Source organism: Nonomuraea sp. H19 (assembly GCF_052068215.1).
GTDB lineage: Bacteria > Actinomycetota > Actinomycetes > Streptosporangiales > Streptosporangiaceae > Nonomuraea.
The window spans coordinates 16195-35473 of sequence record NZ_JBQHCV010000023.1; the positions used below are offsets into that span (position 1 = coordinate 16195).

General features: G+C 68.0%; 18 protein-coding genes. 8 read left to right on the forward strand and 10 right to left on the reverse strand.

The features are described 5' to 3' along the window. The first annotated feature begins 22 nt into the window (after positions 1-22). Entirely contained in the window at positions 23-1003 is a 981-nt protein-coding gene (locus ACTMTI_RS39650) for a threonine ammonia-lyase (RefSeq protein ID WP_441125919.1), read from the forward strand. A 202-nt stretch (positions 1004-1205) separates the two neighbouring features. On the opposite strand, the gene ACTMTI_RS39655 is transcribed toward ACTMTI_RS39650, so the two are convergent. The 4 genes from ACTMTI_RS39655 to ACTMTI_RS39670 form a co-directional block, all read right to left on the reverse strand. Then, positions 1206-2378, reverse strand: coding sequence for a serine hydrolase domain-containing protein (locus ACTMTI_RS39655; protein ID WP_441125920.1), 1173 nt, complete (start codon positions 2376-2378; stop codon positions 1206-1208). A gap of 690 nt (positions 2379-3068) precedes the next feature. Beyond that, positions 3069-3989 carry an RNA polymerase sigma-70 factor gene (locus tag ACTMTI_RS39660; protein ID WP_441125921.1) on the reverse strand — a complete coding sequence of 307 codons (921 nt, stop codon included), beginning with the start codon at positions 3987-3989 and terminating at the stop codon, positions 3069-3071. Beyond that, positions 3986-4918, reverse strand: a complete 933-nt coding sequence (locus tag ACTMTI_RS39665) for an NAD-dependent epimerase/dehydratase family protein (RefSeq protein ID WP_441125922.1) — start codon at positions 4916-4918, stop codon at positions 3986-3988. Before ACTMTI_RS39665 ends, ACTMTI_RS39660 begins: the two co-directional genes overlap by 4 nt. Before the next feature lie 77 nt (positions 4919-4995). Then, the gene (locus tag ACTMTI_RS39670) at positions 4996-5379 is read right to left on the reverse strand and encodes a DoxX family protein (RefSeq protein WP_441125923.1); all 384 of its coding nucleotides are present in this window, start codon (positions 5377-5379) and stop codon (positions 4996-4998) included. Between the two features lie 122 nt (positions 5380-5501). Between ACTMTI_RS39670 and ACTMTI_RS39675 the strand changes: the two genes are divergently transcribed. The 4 genes from ACTMTI_RS39675 to ACTMTI_RS39690 all read left to right on the forward strand — a co-directional run bounded on the left by ACTMTI_RS39675 (position 5502) and on the right by ACTMTI_RS39690 (position 9546). Further along, positions 5502-6383, forward strand: coding sequence for an SDR family NAD(P)-dependent oxidoreductase (locus tag ACTMTI_RS39675; RefSeq protein WP_441125924.1), 882 nt, complete (start codon positions 5502-5504; stop codon positions 6381-6383). Between the two features lie 173 nt (positions 6384-6556). Further along, positions 6557-7783 carry a cytochrome P450 gene (locus tag ACTMTI_RS39680; protein ID WP_441125925.1) on the forward strand — a complete coding sequence of 409 codons (1227 nt, stop codon included), beginning with the start codon at positions 6557-6559 and terminating at the stop codon, positions 7781-7783. A 633-nt stretch (positions 7784-8416) separates the two neighbouring features. Further along, on the forward strand, positions 8417-8584 hold the full coding sequence (locus tag ACTMTI_RS39685) for a hypothetical protein (RefSeq protein ID WP_441125926.1): 168 nt from the start codon (positions 8417-8419) through the stop codon (positions 8582-8584). A 263-nt stretch (positions 8585-8847) separates the two neighbouring features. Next, positions 8848-9546, forward strand: a complete 699-nt coding sequence (locus ACTMTI_RS39690; protein ID WP_441125927.1) for a hypothetical protein — start codon at positions 8848-8850, stop codon at positions 9544-9546. Between the two features lie 162 nt (positions 9547-9708). On the opposite strand, the gene ACTMTI_RS39695 is transcribed toward ACTMTI_RS39690, so the two are convergent. Next, entirely contained in the window at positions 9709-11205 is a 1497-nt protein-coding gene (locus tag ACTMTI_RS39695) for a hypothetical protein (RefSeq protein ID WP_441125928.1), read from the reverse strand. Between the two features lie 328 nt (positions 11206-11533). On the opposite strand from ACTMTI_RS39695, the gene ACTMTI_RS39700 reads away from it, so the two are divergent. Then, positions 11534-12598, forward strand: coding sequence for a serine hydrolase domain-containing protein (locus ACTMTI_RS39700; protein WP_441125929.1), 1065 nt, complete (start codon positions 11534-11536; stop codon positions 12596-12598). A gap of 72 nt (positions 12599-12670) precedes the next feature. Here ACTMTI_RS39700 and ACTMTI_RS39705 read toward each other — a convergent pair whose 3' ends face one another. Beyond that, entirely contained in the window at positions 12671-13396 is a 726-nt protein-coding gene (locus ACTMTI_RS39705) for a helix-turn-helix domain-containing protein (protein ID WP_441125930.1), read from the reverse strand. A 322-nt stretch (positions 13397-13718) separates the two neighbouring features. Between ACTMTI_RS39705 and ACTMTI_RS39710 the strand changes: the two genes are divergently transcribed. Both ACTMTI_RS39710 and ACTMTI_RS39715 read left to right on the forward strand, forming a co-directional pair. Continuing rightward, entirely contained in the window at positions 13719-14948 is a 1230-nt protein-coding gene (locus tag ACTMTI_RS39710; RefSeq protein ID WP_441126101.1) for a serine hydrolase domain-containing protein, read from the forward strand. A gap of 252 nt (positions 14949-15200) precedes the next feature. Beyond that, positions 15201-15608, forward strand: a complete 408-nt coding sequence (locus ACTMTI_RS39715; protein WP_441125931.1) for a hypothetical protein — start codon at positions 15201-15203, stop codon at positions 15606-15608. Positions 15609-15859: 251 nt separating this feature from the next. On the opposite strand, the gene ACTMTI_RS39720 is transcribed toward ACTMTI_RS39715, so the two are convergent. Genes ACTMTI_RS39720 through ACTMTI_RS39735 form a run of 4 tightly spaced genes read right to left on the reverse strand, consistent with a single transcriptional unit; the run spans position 15860 to position 19133 of the window. Next, positions 15860-16558, reverse strand: a complete 699-nt coding sequence (locus ACTMTI_RS39720; protein WP_441125932.1) for an IclR family transcriptional regulator — start codon at positions 16556-16558, stop codon at positions 15860-15862. Next, on the reverse strand, positions 16555-17829 hold the full coding sequence (locus ACTMTI_RS39725; RefSeq protein WP_441125933.1) for a cytochrome P450: 1275 nt from the start codon (positions 17827-17829) through the stop codon (positions 16555-16557). The genes ACTMTI_RS39720 and ACTMTI_RS39725 overlap by 4 nt, the downstream gene beginning before the upstream one ends. A 21-nt stretch (positions 17830-17850) precedes the next feature. Continuing rightward, positions 17851-18615: an alpha/beta fold hydrolase gene (locus ACTMTI_RS39730; RefSeq protein WP_441125934.1), complete on the reverse strand. Its 765-nt coding sequence runs from the start codon at positions 18613-18615 to the stop codon at positions 17851-17853. Continuing rightward, positions 18561-19133, reverse strand: coding sequence for an ATP-binding protein (locus tag ACTMTI_RS39735; protein WP_441125935.1), 573 nt, complete (start codon positions 19131-19133; stop codon positions 18561-18563). Before ACTMTI_RS39735 ends, ACTMTI_RS39730 begins: the two co-directional genes overlap by 55 nt. Between the last annotated feature and the right edge of the window lie 146 nt (positions 19134-19279).

Below are 19279 nucleotides of genomic sequence, written 5' to 3' on the forward strand. Positions count from 1 at the left end.
GGCGGCGCTACGCTGCTGTGTCATGCACGAGACGCGCCTCGACACTGCTCGGATCCGGGCGGCTCGCCGGGTGATCGATCCGATTTTTCTCGACACTCCGCTGTACCGCTGCGAGGCGCTGGAGCCCGACCTCGGGTGCACGGTGAGCATCAAGCTCGAAACGGCGAACCCGGTCCGCAGCTTCAAGGCCCGCGGCACCGAGGTGGTCGCGAGCCGGCTCGCCGACAATGGCTCGCGAGCCGTGGTGTGCGCCAGCGCGGGCAACCTTGGCCAAGCCCTCGCTTTGTCCGGTCGCGGCCGGGGGCTCGACGTCACCGTCGTGGCATCCCGCTTTGCGCCTGCGGCAAAGCTTGATCGCATCCGCGCATTGGGCGCCAGGTTGGAGTTAGTGGACGGCGACTTCGACATGGCTCGCGAGCGGGCGGCGGCCATCGCGCGGTACGACGGCATCCGGCTGGTCGAAGACAGCCTGGACATCGAGACCTGCGAGGGTGCGGCGACCATCGGCCTGGAACTGGTGGACACCGTGCCGTCGTTCGACGCCGTCCTGATTGCTCTCGGCGGCGGGGCGCTGGCCACCGGTGTGGGTCATGTGGTGAAGGCCTTGGCGCCCGACGTCGAGGTGATCTGCGTCCAGCCGCTGGGCGCACCGGCGATGACGCTGTCCTGGCGCGAACGGCGCGTCGTCACCACCGACTCGACCAACACCATCGCTGACGGCGTCGCCGGCCGGCGTCCCATCCCGGCCGTCCTGGACGACCTCCTCCTGGTCGCTGACGACGCCGTCCTGGTCCAGGAGGCGTCGATCATCGCCGGTATGCGGATGCTCCTCGAGCACGCCGGCCTCGTCGTCGAACCGTCGGCCGCGCTCGGCATCGCGGCGATCCTCGAAGACCGTGACCGCTTCGCCGGCCGACACGTAGTCACCATCGTGTGCGGCAGCAACGTCGACGTAGACGCCTATCACCGCTGGGTCGGGGCGGCTCCCATCCACAGGTCTTGACAATTGCTCGGTGGCCTTTGCAAGTGGTGATCGCCATCGTGTCGTGGCGCAGTTTGGGGATGTCGTGGAGCGCGCGGGGGGTTCCTCACGCTGATTGCCGGCGCGGTGGCTGGCGCTGTGCTCATGGCCGTGCTCCCATCCACCGACGATACGGAGCCGGAGATTCGTGGCGTGTGGTCGCCCGTGAGCACCTCGGGATCGATTATCGCGACTTCGACGCCTCACCCGGCAGTTCGTACGGCTCACCGCAGAAGTAGCGGTTGAATGCGTCAACGGCGGCCAGCAGCATGTGCGCGACCGCCCGGTCGTTGCGCTGCACGTTGACCGACAGCGTCATCCGGCGTTTGCCCGTGGCGTCGGCGAAACTGAAGGTCTGGTAGCCGGGGATCGAGCCGGTCGCGCCCCACATCTCGCCACAGGTGAGTCCTACCGACTCCAGCCCGAGCCCGTACCGAGGGAAAACCGGGGCCTGGGGCGTGGTGACGCCGGTGCGCATCTGCGTCAGCAGTTTCTGGCTGACGAGCCGGCCGCCGAAGAGTGCCTGGTAGAAGCGGTTCAGGTCGCGGGCGTCGGACACCACTCCGTATGCTGCCCAGGCGAAGGACGGGTTCAGCCGGGTGATGGGCCGCAGCGAACCGGGCTGGCTGGGATCGGCGCCCGTGGGCAGGTGGTAGCCGGTGGCGTGTGGGCCGCGGATGCCGTCCCAGGTCTCAGGCAGGTAGGAGCGCGTCATCCCGGCCGGACGGAAGATCCGCCGGTCGAGCTCGGCGCCCAGCTCACGGCCCGTCACCTTCTCCACGAGCAGCCCGAGCAGGATGTAGCCGGTGTTGGAGTAGGCGAAGCGGCCCCGCTCGGGCGAAGGCAGCCGCTCGGCCTCGTCGATGAGCTGCTGCGGGGTATAGGTCCGCTTGCCGTACTGCTCGGGATCGGCGAACTCGGCGGCGGCGTTGTAAGTAGCCAGGCCGCCGGTGTGGTTCAGCAGCTCCCGCACGGTGATCTGGTCGCCGCCGTCGATCTGGCCGGGTAGCCGCTTGCCGATCGGCTCGTCCAGACTCAGCCTGCCCTCCTGGACCAACTGCAAGACGATTGCGGCGACCATGCTCTTGGTCACGCTGGCGACGCGGAACCGGGCCTCGCGCGGCACTGGCTTTCGGGTGTCCAGGTCTGCGGTCCCGCTGCTGCCGATCCAGGTCCCACGGTCGTCATCGATCCGGACCAGGACGCCTGGGGCGCCGGCGGCTACGGTGGCCTCGAGCGCCTCCCGTATTCCGCCGGGTTCTTCGTACTGCGCCTGCGCGCTGACCGGGGCAGGCGACAACAGGGCGGCGGCGACGAGCACGGCGACCGCCACGCGTTTACCGCTGGTTGGGAACATACGTCTTTCCTTTGGTGGAGGTCGTGGAAACGATCTCCATCCTGGCGGCACCGGCAGCCGTCCTCGTCCACACTCGTGACGATCTCTGCCTGCGACCGCAGTCGCACCCCGGTACTACTCCAGACTGACCACATCGGTGTACCGTTCGACAGCCACGGCGTCGGCCATCGGACATGTAACGGGACGGCGGTCTCGATCTCGATGGCCGGCACGCCGAGCGCCTCTTTCCCGGGGCCGTAGATGCGGCGGATGTTGGCCAGCTGCTGCTCACGGGCGCGGTGCGAGCTGCCCGGCCACACGACGCTGGACGAGCTGACCGAGACGTCCGGACCCAGGTGAACCGCGAGTTCTTTGCCCTCGTGGCGGGCAGGGTCGACGTGAGCGCCCAGGCGAGGTCGGCCAAGTTGCTGGTGGTCGATCCGGTCACGCGGCGCAGTGAGTACGACGGGTTGAAGGATGTGGCACAGCCGCGTCGCTGGGCGAGTTCAAGGGACGTCTGGCGTTCTTACAGGACCTGGACGCGCTAGGCCCGACCGAGGCCTGGCTGGAGGGCGTCCCGACGGGGAAGGTTGCGCACTTCGCGGGTGAGGCGCGGGCAGCTCATCCGTACTCGTGGGCGCCCACCTCCAGCTCAGGCCCACTCGAGAACAGCCCTTGGAGCGGGGTTCGTGGTGCAGTCGGCTGTTGCGGCTATTCCGTGGGTCGGCGTGCCTGTCTTACTTCGCGGTCGATTGCCCAGGCGTCTGCCACTGGGCCCACGTGCCCGAGCTTGTCGGGGTTGATCACCGCGCGGATCGTCTGGATCTGCCCGTCGAGTACATCGAGCGCCAGGGTGTGGAGCACCTTGCCGTCCCGGTCGCGGAAGATCGCGCCGGGCTGGCCGTTGACCTCGTGCGGCTCGCTCGTCACCCCGATCAGGGCCATCTGGGGGAAGACAGAGGCGAGCAGCCGGGCCACGTTCCGGGCGCCGATGACGGCCTTGGCCAGCTGCGGGGCCTTGCCGCCGCCGTCGCCGACCATCGATACGTCGGCAGCCAGCAGGTTCTGCAGGCCGGCGACGTCGCCTTCGCGGAGTGCGTCGAAGAACCGTGACGCCAGTTCTTCTCGCTCTTTGCGGTCCGCTTCGAAGCGGGGCCTGCCTGCGGCCATATGGCGTCGCGCCCGCACCGCCAGCTGTCGGCATGCCGCCTCCGAGCGCTCCACAGCCGAGGCGACCTCGGGAAAGCCGAAGTCGAACACCTCCCGCAGCACGAAGACCGCCCGCTCGAGCGGGGACAGCCGCTCCAGCAGCACCAAGGCCGCCATCGACAACGAGTCGGCCAGCTCGGCCGAGCGCTCCGGGTCCTGGTAAGGGTCGGCGAGTAGCGGCTCGGGGAGCCACGGCCCAACGTACTCCTCCCGCCGGACGCGGGCCGAGCGCAGCACGTCGATCGAGATCCGGGTCACCGCCGCCGACAGGAACGCCTTGGCCGACCTGAGCTCGGTCGGGGCGGCCTCGAAGCGCAGCCAGGTCTCCTGGACCGCGTCCTCGGCCTCGCTCACGCTGCCCAGAATCCGGTAGGCGATCGAGAACAACAGCGGCCGCAGCTCCTGAAACTCCTCGGCCCTCATGCCAGCTCCTCCTTGAAACCCTGCCGCCACGAGGGGTAGCGCAGCTGCCAGCCGAGCTCCCGCTTGGCCTTGGCGTTGGAGAAGCCGCGCCCCTCGGTCATCATCGTCACCGCCACCTGTCCGGCCAGCAGCCGGGCCAGCCAAGTGGGCACCCGCTTCGGCCGCTTCGCTCCCGCGCACTCCGCCAGATACGGCAGCCATTCGCCGGCCGGGGCCGGTTCGTCGTCCACGATGTTGAACACCCCTTTGGCCTTCTGCTCCACCGTCAGGACCGTGGCACTCGCCGCATCGTCCAGATGCACCCAGGAAGAGTAGCCGGTACCGCCCCCCACCAGCGGGTACTGCTGGCTGCGGATGAACTCCACCTGGTCGTCGGTGGCCCCAGGCCCGTACAGCCCGCCATAGCGTAGGGCCGCACCGCCGGCCTTGACGACCACCTCCTCGACATGGCGGATCGCCGCAGCCCCGGCGTGAGCCACCGTACCCTCCTCCAGGTCCAGCGGGTCCTCCTCGGTCTTCACCCATCCGCCCTGCCGGATGCCGTTCCATGAGGCGTTGCTCTGCGCGACGAGGTGGGAGACCCCGGTGGCCTCGGCGGCGGCCAGCAGGTGGTCCGTCCCCTCCGTGCGCAGCCGGTTGGTCTGGGTGAACCACCGGTCGAGGTGCTTCATGTCGGGCTTGCCCGCGTGCGCCATCGACATCGCGGTCATCTGATGCACGATCGCGTCTGGCCGAGCCGTGGCCACCACCTCACCGACCGACATCGCATCCAGGCCGTCCATCACCACCCCCTCTGCGCCCAACTCCGCCAGCAGCCCCAACTTGGCCTCACTCGTCGTCGTGGCCGTCACCTGGTGACCTCGCGCCACGAGCTGCGACACCAGCCGCTGCCCCAGAACCCCGCTCCCACCTGCAACGAACACCCGCATGATCATCACTCTCCGTGATCGACCACCGCCCCTCCGCAGGACGGGCCAGATGATCGGGAACTGTGTGTCGCCGCCCGTCAGCCGGTGAAGGGCTCAAGGACGAAGCGGCCCCACGCGATGAACGCCGCAACCGCGAGATAGCTCAGGTTCAGCACCACGAACACGGATTCGCCACGTCGACCGTGGGTGATCATCGCGCCGGCCATCAGCAGGATCCAGCAGACCGCGGTAACCGGCACCAGAACCGGCGCGATGCCGAGCGCGGCAGGCAGGACCAGGCCCGCCGCGGCCAGGAACTCCAGGACACCGAGGGTCTTGACGAAGCCCACGCCGACGTTTCCGGTCCACCCACCACCAGGAGCCACAGCCAGTTTCTCTGTGGGTACGAACATCTTGGTGACGCCGCCGCTCAAGGCCACCACGGCCAGCAGTCCGGCAGCGATCCACAGCGCGAGGTTCATCGTCCACTCCTTGATCGAGGATTGCCCGCACCCCCTAGACGAGACAGCAACCCCGCCAGTGACATCTCCGAACCTTCGCGTGCGTACTGTCTTCGTCGGGGATCCCCGGCAGAGCGCATGTCGTGTCCACCGCAGCGATTCCTGATCTGGTAGCTGGGCTGACCGATGGACACAACCCCGCCGGTACCAGTCACAAGCTCTCGGCCGTGAGGCCGCTCACACCGTGTCACAGCCGATCGGGGCATCTCGTCTTAGAGGGCATGACGAACTCGGAACAGACCTCGGTGCTGATCACTGGAGGCAACAAAGGACTCGGTTTCGAAGCGGCCCGGAGGCTCGGGGAACTCGGATGGAAGATCTTTCTCGGCTCGCGCGACGAAGGGCGAGGACGGGCGGCTGCCGACAAGCTGACCGACGGCGGCGCGAACGTGGTCATGGTTCCGCTGGACGTGACCTCGGACGAGTCGGTGACAGACGCGGTACGGCTCGTCCGCAAGCACACCGACCGGCTGGATGTGTTGATCAACAACGCCGGCGCGTCAGGGCGGGCCGTTGCGCCCGCGGACGCGACGGCTGAGGAGATTCATTCCGTCTACGACACCAACGTGTACGGACCGGTCAGGGTCACGCACGCGTTCCTTCCCCTGCTGCAGGCGGCGGACAATCCGCGGGTGGTGATGGTGTCCAGCGCCGTCGGTACCTTCGCGGTCGTGACCGATCCGGACCAGCCCGCCTCGAAAATGCACGAGCTCGCCTACAGCTCGTCGAAAACGGCGCTGAACATGATCACAGTCCGGTACGCCCAGGCACTCCCGGAGATCAAATTCAACATGATCACTCCCGGAGAAGTCGCCAACCGGAAATTCGCCGCCACCGACATGAACCATCACACCGGCCAGCTGACCGTCACCGAGGGCACCGACCCGATCGTCAAACTCGCGACGATCGACGCCGACGGACCGACCGGGATCTTCATCGATCGCCTTGGCCCCGTCGCCTGGTGACCGACGTGCAACCAACCCTCGGGCCTTTGCCGGCTACCCCGCAAAGGCCCGGGGCGACACCTCTCGCAGCCATCTTCGTCCCCCACGAAGGCGGCGGTCGGCGCGGCGCGCGTATCAACGCCGACCTTGAACGACCGGGACCACTCAGCCAGATCTATTACTGGAGGTCATTCATGACGAAGAGCGTTGACGGCCAACTCGCCAGCCTGGAGCTGCCGGTCGAGCGTGGCTGCCCTTTCAGCCCGCCCGCCGAGTACGAGCGACTGCGCGAGCAGGCGCCGATCAGCAAGGTCCGCCTGGTCAGCGGCGGCGAGGCGTGGTGGGTGTCCGGGCATGAGGAAGGCCGTGCCGTCCTCGCCGACGGCCGCTTCTCCTCCGACCGGCGCAAGGACGGCTTCCCGCTCTTCAACGTCGATGCCGCCACCCTACGGCAGCTGCGCAGCCAGCCGCCGTTGATGCTCGGCATGGACGGCGCGGAACACGCCGCTGCCCGGCGTCCGGTGATCGGCGAGTTCACCGTGAAGCGGCTCGCCGCGCTGCGCCCACGGATCCAGGACATCGTCGACCACTTCATCGATGACATGCTCGCCACCGACCAGCGCCCGGTCGACCTGGTGCAGGCGCTGTCCCTGCCGGTGCCGTCCCTGGTGATCTGCGAACTGCTCGGCGCGCCCTACACCGACCACGACTTCTTCCAAGGCCGCACCGCCGTGGCGGTGCGCCGGACCTCCTCGTCACAGGACCGCCAGCGGGCCTTCGCCGAACTGCGCGCCTACCTCGACGAGCTGATCACCCGCAAGGAGTCCGAACCCGGCGACGACCTGTTCGGCCGGCAGATCGCCCGGCAACGCCAGGAGGGCACCCTCGATCACGCGGGCCTGGTGAGCCTGGCCTTCCTGCTGCTGACCGCCGGGCACGAGACCACGGCGAACATGATCTCGCTCGGCGTGGTCGGGCTGCTCTCCCATCCGGAGCAACTGGCCCTGATCAAGGCCGACCCGGGCAAGACGCCCATGGCCGTGGAGGAACTGCTGCGCTACTTCGCCATCACCGACACGGTCGTCTCCCGGGTGGCCACCGAGGACGCGCGGATCGGCGGGGCGAACATCAAGGCCGGCGAGGGCGTCATCGTCTCGGGCCTGTCGGCCAACTGGGACCCGGCGGTGTTCAAGAATCCGGCCGAACTGGATGTCGAGCGCGGGGCTCGCCACCACCTCGCCTTCGGCTTCGGCCCGCACCAGTGCCTGGGCCAGAACCTGGCCCGGATGGAGCTGCAGATCGTCTTCGACACGCTGTTCCGCCGCATCCCCACCCTGCGGCTCGCCGCACCGGTCGAAGACCTGCCGTTCAAAACGGACGCCATCATCTACGGCGTCGACGAACTCCCCGTCACCTGGTGAGGAAACCTGATGCGGATCAAAGCCGACACCGGGTCTGCCTCGGCTCCGCCCAGGTGGATGGCCGCGATTCGACGGTTCCCGTCTTCCCAACAACGCCGCACGTGCCACCGAGAGCTGGGCCGAGACGACCTCGCCGAGGAGGCCCTCAACCTCGCGTTGAACGGCACTACATCGCTACGGCGACCATCTTGGGGAGAGGTGGGCGAGACGGCGCAATGACCAGCGAGAACCGCTCGTCCGTACCGCCGGACTGCTGCTCGGCGCGGGACGTTTGAGACATGAGCCCACCATGGCGAGGCCGACCGGATCACACGCACCGCCGGCCAGGGCGGTGTCACGGTGGCGGGCCCGGGTACCGGCAACGGGTAGGCGGTTGCCGACGAGCACCGTACGCCTAACACCGCGCTCGGCGCTCACAGGGCCGTCAGAGCGGACAGCTCATGCCACTCGGCAAGCGGGATCTCATCGGGACGCGCGGTCAGCGCCTGCAGGCACGCGTGGTCCGCACCCGCATCGAAGCAATGTCTTCGGCTTCGCCGTCTACGAGGACGATGGTGCTCCCGCTGCGCACCAGCCACTCGCGCCGGAGAGCAACTGGCCCGAGCCAAGGTGAGCGGCCGTGCCGTCGATGACGTGCTGGCCGAGGTCAGTAAGCGAGGTTTGACCGCAGAGTTCAGCCTGGTCTCCGTCCATGATGGCGGGTACGAGATCAAGCCGCTGGTGGCGGATCAGGTCGGCGCCGACTGGATCGTCTACAAAGTCACATCGGTGCGCGCCAAGGCGTGGTCCGTTTGGAGGTGACCGCCGAGCGCGATCCCGCCCTCGAATACGTGTGGGACTGAGCAGGATTGGGCAGCCCGCCGACAGGGGGTTGCCCTCTCGGCAACGGGGAAGCCGCTCGCGCGGTTGAAGACCTGGCGCGTTCTCCGCGAGCTCCGCTGCTGCCCTCTTCTGACAGGTCAACTCAGCAAAGTGAGCCTCGTCCTTCACCTCCGCGAAGCGGGATGAAACAGTTGATGGTCGCTGCTGGCGCCGGCAACACGAGGTCGGGTTGGATAGTGATCGTGCACGTGAAGATCATCATCCAGCGAGTGCGGTTGGGAGCCGCGGAATTCCGGGTGATCCGCCCCGTCAAACCCCTGGCCAATGGGGCACTCTACGACACCGGCAGTCAGTACGACATGTATGTGGATCGGATGGACGGCCGACGGATCGGCGCGCTGTGGCTACTTGCGGCACGATCTCCACGATCTTTGGTTTACCTGCCGATGCGCGCCACACCGCCCGCCCCAGGGATCAACCCCAACTGGGACAAGGAGGAGAGGTGCCCGGACCGGCCGCTTGATCTCGTGCTGGTCCACCACTCGTTGCAGTTCCCGCCATCACGCTGGAAGCAGGTGCGAAAGCGGATCAGTGCTGGAAGCTCTCCCCGTGAGGTACGGACAGCAGGGGTGCCGGACACCGACCTGCCCGCCGACGAAGAGATCGACTACCGGGCCCTGAACTACCGGGAGAACAAGGACGCTCTCCACCAGCACGTGCACGCCGAGACGCTGTTTCTGACGGGCAGCGCCGCGGCGTTTCGGCAGCCTGCCCGCCACTTTTTCGCGGTGGCGAAGGAGGGGCCGCCCGCTGCCGCGACCTCGCTGTACATCTCGGGCGCCTGCAACTATCACGTCTGCCGGCTGTTCTACTGGCCCGACCTGGATCCGGGCCGCGGGCAGGACATCCACGTGGAGTACTCCCCGCGATGGACGGCTTGACAAGGTCTGTCGCGGAATCGTGCGAGATTCTGCGTAAGTGGAAGCGCCAACACTGGTCCGTGCTCAAGGTCGGACCGCTGGCCATGGGGGCCGCCGGGGGAGTGACGGTGCAGGCGGCCAGTGTGGTCGCGAGCAGGAGGGTGAGGGGAGTTCGTGTCACAGCTACTTGAGGCCGGAGACGAAGGTCTTGGCCAACCGTACGACGGCTGACTGCGCGACGACGGGATCGAAGGCTGGGGCCTGGTAGCCGGGGCTACCGATGATGCCGCCGCCGGTTGTCGTACCTCGGTAGGTGAATTCGACGGTGCGGTCGCCGAGGAGGACCTCGACCAGGACCTCGTGGGTGGTGCCTTCCTCGGGGCGCTTCGGCCGGTACGTGGAGGACACCACGGCGAACGCCTTCTCACCGAGGCCGGAGATGTTCTGGCGGGCCTTGTAGTCGGTGTGGATGTTGGCGTCGCCGATACCGCCCTTGGCGTTGTAGCGGTCGAACTTCTTGGCGGCCCGGTCGAACTGGAACTTCGAGCCGAAGCCGTCCTTGCCCCAGTCGGTCAGGTGGATGCGCAGCGTGCCGCCACGGGCGGTGAACCCCTGGCCGGGGTCGTGCTTGACGGCCTCGCTGATCTTCCAGGTGCAACTGGTCTGCTGGATCCTGCCGGAGTTGCCGGCGACGGAGGGGCCCTCGACGGTGGGGAAGAAGGCCGACTTGATGGTGGAGGTGGTGAGGATCGCGCAGGGGCCGGAGAGCTTCACGGCGGCGGCGTCCTTGGCCATCTCGGCGGTGATGAGCTCGGCGACCTTGCCCGTGGCCTCGCGGACCGAGTCGCCGGTGGGGTATTTGTCGCCGGTCCGGTTGTCGCCGCCGTACGAGATCTCGATCAGCCAGGGGCCCTGCCGCACGTACACGGTGGCGAAGAGGCCGCTGAGGCCGATCGAGCTCTGGCTGTATGACGCGTCACCGAGGGTGAGTTCCTTGAGCGGGCCGAACGCGGAGCCGGTGGTTCTGCCGTCGATCCGTTTGCCGTCGCGGACGTTGACGCGGCGCTCATGCGATTTCTTGTCGCGGTCGAACTGGTCCTTGGCGTAGTCGAGCGCGTTCTGGGATTTGCTGCTGCGGGCCTTCACGGAGATCTTCAACGAGCGGTGGCCGAGGACGCCGGAGCCCACGTCCATCTTGTTGTTGTTCCACGAGCAGGCGGCCTGCTTCTCGGTCTCGGTGGCCACGCTGGTGGACGCGTCGTTCCCGCCGTACTTGCCGTCGGTGACCAGAGTTTTGCGGTACGCGTCGGGGATGGCGGCGCAGAGCTGGTTGCCGGTGAGCGCCCGCAGTTTCACCGCCGCGACCGTCGGTGTCGCGGACGCGACGGCCTTCCGCCGGGTGGCGGAGGTGGTCGCGTCCGAGTGAGGTTCGTCGCTGAACGCGCGCAGGAGCAACCAGCCGCCGGTCGCCAGCCCGCCGACCATGAGGACGCCGAGCACGATGACCAGCCCGATCAGCAGCCCCTTCCCGCCGCCGCGGCGAGGCGGCTGAGGTGGCGGTGGCCCGTACCCACCGGCCTGCCGGCCCTGCGCTCCGGGTCCTTGAGGCTGCCCAAGCGGCTGGCCCTGCGGCCACTGCGGATGAACGGGCCCGTTGGACGGCGGGTACGGCGTGGGCATCGCGACCTTTCAACCGGCAGATGGCTGGTCGCGACTCTACGGAGAGCCGAATGCCCAGTCTGTCAGGTGAACACCCGACAGGATGATCACGTTTTGGCGACTCCCCGTCCGGTGTCCGCGATGCGTCAGGCGTGCGCTGGTGGCCGTACATCCTGATCATCGCGACGGGCACGCGTACGCCGTGGGCCGGCTGACCGCGCCGTATCGGCAGGCTTGTCCCGGGTGCTCCCGCGTCGCCGCTTGTTGGCCTCTTGCTGTGGTTTTCCGCAGGAGGAATAGGCGGCGCACCCCATTCTGCCGTGGGTCGGCCTTCCATAGCGTTGAGCCCATGATGCAGACGATGATGAACGTGCTGGTAGCGGTAACTGTTGCGACAGGTGGCCAGGGCGCCGGGGTACGCCCCGAGTTGGAGAAGATCGTGGCGGGCAACGGGGCGACAGCCGCTCTGGCACGGGTCTCCGACGACAGCCGGAGCTGGTCCGGCGCCGTGGGAGTGCGCGACATCAATCGCGGCGGGCGGCCATCGCCCAGCGGGTACTTCCGTATCGGCAGCGTCACCAAGACGTTCGTCGCGACCGTGGTGCTCCAGCTCGTGGACGAGGGCAAGCTGCGGCTCGACGATCCCATCGATCAGTACTTGCCGGGCCTGGTACCGGGCGGGGAACGCATAACGGTCCGTCAGTTCCTCAACCACACCAGCCATCTGTACGACTACATGAGTGAGCCGGGATACTCGACCAACCGGTGGCGTGGCGAGGCGCGGTTCCGCTCCTACCAGCCGCGTGAGCTGCTGAAGGTGGCCTTCGCCAAGAAGCTGCCCGATGACGGCAAGTGGCACTACTCCAACACCAACTACGTGGTGCTCGGGCTGCTAGTGGAGAAGCTGACGGGCCGGCCCTACGGTGAGGAGGTCGCGCGCCGCATCCTGCGCCCGCTGAACCTGCGCCACACGCTCGTACCGGGCGACCGGGCGGGGGTGCCGTCGCCGCACGCCAAGGGGTACGAGCCGATGCCCGATCTCGTGGACGCCACGCGGATGAACCCCTCGCTCGACTGGGCGGCGGGCGAGATGATCTCGACCACGGCGGACCTGGAGCGGTTCATGTCCGCCCTGCTGAGCGGCAAGCTGACCAGCACCGAGTCGCTGCAGGCCATGCGCACGACCGTCGACACCAAGGTCGGATTCGGCTATGGGCTCGGCCTGCAGTCGTACACGCTGCCGTGCGGCACGGTGTGGGGTCACAGCGGCGAGCTGATCGGATACCAGACGTTCGCCTTCCGCTCGGACTCGGGCAAGTCGCTGACCATGTCGATCAACCCGTCCACCCGCAACCCGTCCACGCAAGAGGTCATGGGCATCGCCATCAAGGTGTTCTGCGGGACCGCAGGCTGAGGACCCACACGGCTCCAGGGAAGATCCGCTCCTCCACCCCCCGGCGTAGGAGTTGGGTCAGCCGAGAGATCATTACCATCGCCCGGCGCTCCGGGCGGCCACGCTCTGCCGCCACTGCTCCATGACCTGCCGGAAGGCCTCGCTCACGAGGAGAAGAAGTTCGGCGGAGGACTCGAAGCGGACACCCGCCGGGGTTGTGGCCCCGAGAATCTCGGCTCCGCGCTGCGATGCGGCCGCCAGGGCTTCGTTCATCTGCAGAGCTGCAAGCATGGACCGGAGCCAGATCTCATCGTCGATGACATAGCGCTCGCGCCGCGCGCCGGGAACCCGTTCCCGCCTGAGCATTCCCTGCTGTTCGAGGAAGGCGACGGCGTGCGAGACCGACGCCGGGCTGACGCGAAGCCGCTGGACCAGGTCGGCGGCGGTGAGGGTGCCGGAGTCGGTGATGTACAGGCAGGCCAGCACCCTGGCCTCCATCCGGGGCAGCCCCTGCTGAACGAGGAGAGCGGTGAAGGACTCCGTGAAGTCCTGCACCGCTTGGGGGTCCCGCCCATGGCCGGTGTCGGGGATCGGTGGCGCGGGAGGCTGAGTCTGCTTGCGTCGGCGCGCACGATGCCGTGTGGCCTCTTGCGCTCGGTCCGCCCCGTAGTCGTCGGGTCCGCCATTGCGGGTGACCTCCCGCATGATGGTCGAGGCGGGCCGCCCCAGGCGCCGGCCGATCTCTGCGTATCCGAGCCCCTCGGCCAGCCACGCGGCGATGTGCTGGCGGTCCTCATTGGTGAGTCTGCCTCCGGGCATCGGTGCTCGTCTCCTATCTGTCGACATGCGCGAAGCTCGGCGCCCCGGCACACTCCGCTGCACAGTATGCATTTACCCGCAGCCCATTGCAATACAAATCATGATCACCCATTGCGTTCAGCGTCAGACTCATTGCAATGTTGGCTCGATGAGCTGAGGGTAACAGGCTAGATGCACCATCTTTGTCTGTTGACCGATTTCTGAATGCAATGTACTGTCGCAGACGTTCAGAGATTCCCGAACAGTTGTGGGTGCCGGTGGCGCCGCAGAGGGAGTCCTGTGATCGAGTTCCAATCGAACACTGTGCGCAAGGAGATTCATGATGGGACACAGCGGTAGCGGCTTCTCCAAGACGGGGCTGGACAGGTTGCGTGAGGTGCTGGCGCGGCATGTCGAGTCTGGGAGGATTCCCGGGCTTGTGGCTCTGGTCGGCCGGGGTGGTGAGACGCACGTCGAAGCGATCGGGACGATGCGTCATGACGGTGGCGCGCCGATGCGCCGGGACACGATCTTCCGGATGGCCTCGACGTCCAAGCCGGTGGCGATGGCGGCGGCGATGGTGTTGCTGGATGAGTGCCGGCTGCGGCTGGATGATCTGGTGGATCCGTGGCTGCCGGAGCTGGCTGACCGGCGGGTGCTGAAGCGGATCGATGGCCCGCTGGACGATACCGTGCCGGCGCGGCGGCCGATCACCGTGCGGGACCTGCTGACTTCCACGTTCGGGCTCGGTATGGATATGACGGCGCTGGGCACGCCGATCATGGGCGCGGTCTTCGAGCAGGGGCTCACTCCTGATCTGCCGGAGCCGATGCCCGGGCCGGATGAGTGGATGCGCCGCCTGGGCACGCTTCCGCTGATGTACCAGCCCGGCGAGCGCTGGCAGTACCAGATCAGCCATGATGTGCTCAGCGTGCTGGTGGCCAGGGTCACCGGCCAGTCGTTGGAGACGTTCCTGCGCGAGCGCATCTTCGATCCGCTGGGTATGAAGGACACCGCCTTTCACGTGCCCGCCGACAAGATCGACCGGCTGCCGGTCCTGTATGCCCCCGACCCGCAGAGCGGAGAGTTCCACGTGTGGGACGAGGCCGTGGGCGGACGCTGGAGCAGCCCTCCGGCGTTCCAGGGCAGCGGCGGCGGGCTGGTCTCCACCGCCGACGACTACCACGCCTACTTCCGGATGCTGCTGAATGGCGGGATGCACGGCAGCGAACGGATCTTGTCCCGGCCCGCTGTGGAGCTGATGACCACCAACCGCCTCACGCCCGAGCAGCAAGCCGCCCGGCACGCCATGGCCGTCAACAACGTCCATCTGTCCTTCGGCCAAGGCCAGCACGGTGGCTGGGGGATGGGGATGGCGGTGCGCACCTACCGCGGCGACTACGCGCCCATCGGCCAGTTCGGCTGGGACGGCGGAAGCGGCACCTCGACCTACGCCGACCCGGACAACCAGCTCACCGGAATCCTGCTCACCCAGGTCGGGATGTCCGTCCCGAATTCGGCGCTGCTCATCCACGACTTCTGGACCACGCTCTACCAGGCCATCGACGACTGACACCGAACCCGCGCCCGGTACCCCCGCCCTCAACCCACGACACCCGACGGCCAGCCCCCTGGCCGCCGAACCGGCGACATTTCCGCCGGAGTTGGGTCTTGACCCTGTCCGCCTAAGGCCGGGCCGCCCAAGGGTGAGACCCCCTCGGGCGACCCGACCTCAGCAATCCAGATACCGGGCACCAGTGGGGTCGCATTCCACCATCCGTCCGTTCCATCGCATTACGTAACAGCTTTGAAGGAGCACACCAGCATGTCCATCACCCTTACCGACCAGGACAAGGCCACCCTGCGCACCGCCGCGTACGGCGCCGTCTCACTGCTGGCCGCTGCCGGTGCCGCCGGCTCGCCCCACAAGATCGCGACCGAAGGCTCCATCGCCCTGGCTTCGGCGACCGGCCTGGTCGGGCACGTACTCGCCGCAAAGAGCAAGGACATCAACCTGTACGGCAAGTCGGTGGCCGAACTGGCCGACCACGTGCTGCCTGCCCTGACCGCAGCCATGAGCCTGCTCAAGCAGCAGGCTCCGGCAGAGGCCGACAACTTCCGCAACACCGTCATCGTCGCCATCGAAGCCGCCGCCCAGACCCAGAAGGGCGAGCCCAGCCCCACCATGACCGAGATGGCCCGCAAGATCACCGAAGCCCTCGACGCCGCTTGACGGCATGCCGACCCGCGCAGCCACAGCTTGCCACGGGGTTCTCTCCGGCCCCCGTGACACGGCGGCGTGCCGGGTCAGGCAGGGGTCGAGCCCCGTCAGGGCGGCCAAGCCGGCTCGTGACGATCTTTGCATGCGACCGCAGTCGAACCCCGGTACTCTCTCCAGGCTGACCAAGCCGGTGTACCGTTTGACCGCCACGGCCGTCGGCCATCGGGCACGTAACGGGCTGGCTCGTACGGGCTCCTGGCGCGCTAGAGAAGCCGCGCGATCGCGGTCGCGGCGCTGAGCACCACTGGGGCGATCGCGTTCTCGTCCCGCACGCCGATGGTGACCACGCCCACGCTGGCGTCGGCCGGGCGCCCTGGTGTGGTGATCGGGGCGGCGACACCCCACGCTCCGGGCTGCAGCTCGCCCGTGGTGACCGAGTAGCCGGTGATGCGGGCCTGCGCTATCTCTGGGCGCTCCCCCGGGCAGGGCGGGCGGCCGGCCAGGATGGCGATCCCCGAGGCGCCGCGGTTCGCGGGGTGCCGGGTGCCGGTGCGATAGCTGACGTGGAACTGCGAGACGCGTGGCTCGGCCACGGTGAGCACGACCGCCTGGCTCTCGTCGATGTCGAGCACGGTGATGAATGCGGTGGCGTTGCAGGTGTCGGCCAGCGCCTGGAGCGCGGAGGCGGCCGCGCTGCGGAGCCTGTGCTGCACGGCGGCGTTGAGCTCGACGATGCCGAGGCCGAGGGTGAAGCGGGTGCCGACCCGTGCGACCAGCCGATGGTTGCCGAGCGCGGCCAGATGGCGGGAGACGGCGTTGCGATGGATCCCGGCCAGCTGCGCGAGTTCGGTGATCGTCAACCCGTCCGGATGGTCCCTGAGGATCTCCAGGAGCCGCAGTCCGGTGTCGATCGTCTTCGAGCCCGCCATGGAGGCGGCCGTGCCGTGCTGCTCCGCGGTCATTCGATGCCTAGGCGAGGCGCGGGGGTGTAGCGCACGGGCAGGTGCTTGATGCCGCCGATGAAGTTCGACACCAGCCGGACAGGTGGTCCGGCGAGTTCGACGTCCGGCAGCCGCCAAAGCAGTTCGCGGTAGAACGTGCGGAGTTGCAGCCGGGCGAAACGGGAGCCGAGGCACACGTGCGGGCCATCCCCGAACGAGATGTGGTCATTGGGCCGGCGTGCGATGTCGAAACGCATCGGGTCAGGGAACTGCCGCTCGTCGAAGTTGGCGGAACCGTGAAAGACGACGACCTTGTCGCCCGCGGCGATGCGCCGCCCGGCCAGGACGGTGTCACGTACAGCGGTACGCCGGAAGCTGAGGACGGGGGGATGCCAGCGCAGCATCTCCTCGATGGCCGAGTCGAGGAGCTCAGGCTGATCGAGCAGCCGGCGATGCTGGCCGGGATGGTCGAACAAGGCGAGCATCCCGCCGGGCAGGGCCGAACGCACGGTGTCGTTGCCCGCGATGACCAGGAGAAAGAAGAACATCGACAGTTCGGGATCGGTGAGACGCTGCCCGTCCACCTCCGCCGTGGCGAGCGCGGTCATGACGTCGCCTGCCGGATTCCGGCGCTTGTAGGCGGCGAGGGAGTGAGCGTACTCGAACATGTCGCTGAGCATGGCCGGGGACCGCGGATTGGCCGGCTTGCCGTCCGGGCCGTGTACGACGGTCGCGTGGTCGGGATCCTGGTAGCCGATCACGCGGTTGGTCCACTCCAGGATCTGGCCGCGATCGGCGGAGGGGATGCCGAGGAGATCCGCGAGGTTGTGGATGGGGTAGTCGTCGGTCACGTGCACCGGCAGGTCGCACTCGCCTCGCTCGGCGATCTCGTCGACGAGCAGACGCGCCCGTGCCGCGATGCCGGTCGTGAAGCGTTCCATGCGCCTGGCGGTGAACGCGCCGGAGACGATCCGCCGGAGCCGGCCGTGGTCCGGCGGATCGAGGTTGAGCATCGTGCGCCGGATGAACGACAGGTCGGCGAGGTCCGGGTCACGGATCTGGGTGGCGCCGAGCCAGGAGCTGTACTCCGTCGGCGTGCGCAACACGCGTACGACGTCCGCGTGGCGAGTCACCGCCCAGAACCCGGGCCCCGCCGGCCAGTCACCGACTTTGTGCTCCTCCTGCCAGTGCACGGGGTCGTGGTCGCGCAGCCAGCGGTACGTTTCGTGCGGGATGCCCCGTGTGTAGATGCGCGGGTCGAACACGTTGACCGTCGCATTCGTGTCGATCATGGACATCCCCTCTGGAGATTGTCAGGCGGCCAGGAAACGTTCGATGGCGGACACCAGGGCCAGCGGTGTCTCATCCATCGCGTAGTGGCCGGCGTCTGCGAATGTCAGCAGCTCGGCGTTCGGGTACCACTGCAGCCACGTACCCCGCATGACGTCGGCGGAAAGCGCGGGGTCGTGCTCACCGGCGATGACGAGCACGGGCGTGGTGGCGCCGGCCACCTCGGTGTGGAAGTCGGTACGCGCCCAGGCATCCAGATAGGCCCGGTAGGCGACCACCGTGGAGTTACGCAGCGAGTTGTCCACCATCTCGTCGAGCCATGTGCCCGGAAGCCGGTTGCCGGTGGTGAGATCGATGATCGCACGACGGTTGGCGGGCTCCTCGGCGGAGCCGGAGAACAGCGCCCACCCGTCGTCGTCGAACGGCACGCCGGAGGCCGGCACCGGAGAGACGCCGACGAGCTTGCGGACCCGGCCGGGGGCGTCCAGCATCACCCGCTGCATCGCCGTGCCGCCCATCGAGTGTCCGACCAGGGAGAAGCTCTCCCAGCCCAGCTTGTCGGCGAGTGCTGTCACGTCGGCGGCGATCTCGGCGAGGGTGTACTCGCCGGTGAGGTCACGGGCCTCGCCGTACCCCCGGTAGTCGGGGAAGGCGTAGGTGAAGGCGTCGCCGTCCAGGTAGGGCTGGATCTTCCTGAAGGAGTCGCGGTCTCCGAACCAGCCGTGCAAGGCGATTACGCGGTGCGGCCCGGAGCCGCGGACGTCGTGGGGAAGGACGACGGGGGACATGGCGGAATCTCCTTCGTGTTCGTGGCGCCGGATAGGTAACGCTCAGCGAATGTCCTGGCAGGCGGCGCCTGGCCCGCCCCTCGGGCGCCGCCGAGGCACTCCAGGCTGAACCAGACGTACTTGCCGGCTTCGTGCTGGACGGCGCCCCACTGGTCGGCCTGCGCATCCACCAGGAACAGCCCACGCCCGCTTTCGGCGAGGAAGTCAGGGGCTCGCTGCGTGGGCAGGGTCGGATCGGGGTCGCAGACCGCCAGCCAGACCGTGGTGTCCCCCACCCGCACGTTGATCCTTATGTCGCAGGATCCGCGAGCGGGCAGGGCGGCGTGCTGGACCGCGTTCGTGACCAGCTCGCTGGTCAGCTCGGCGATCGTCGCCTCGTTGGCGGCGCAGAGAGGCAGATCCCAGGAGGCGAGCATCGCCGACACCCAGCGGCGGGCGATCGATGACGCGATCGGGGAGCAGGGCAGATCGCACCAGCCGGAAAGCAGCCTGCTCGTGAGGTCGGTGACGGCGGTCACCGCGCGCTCGCTCCGATTGGCGGCAAAGGGCAGGTCGGCGTGCCATTACGGCACCGCGCGACGCCCCTCTCCTTGATGGCTCCCGTGCCTGCACCGCCCTCCACAGGGCGCCTTGTTAAGGCGGCGGCAGGTCCGGCCTCGGGTTT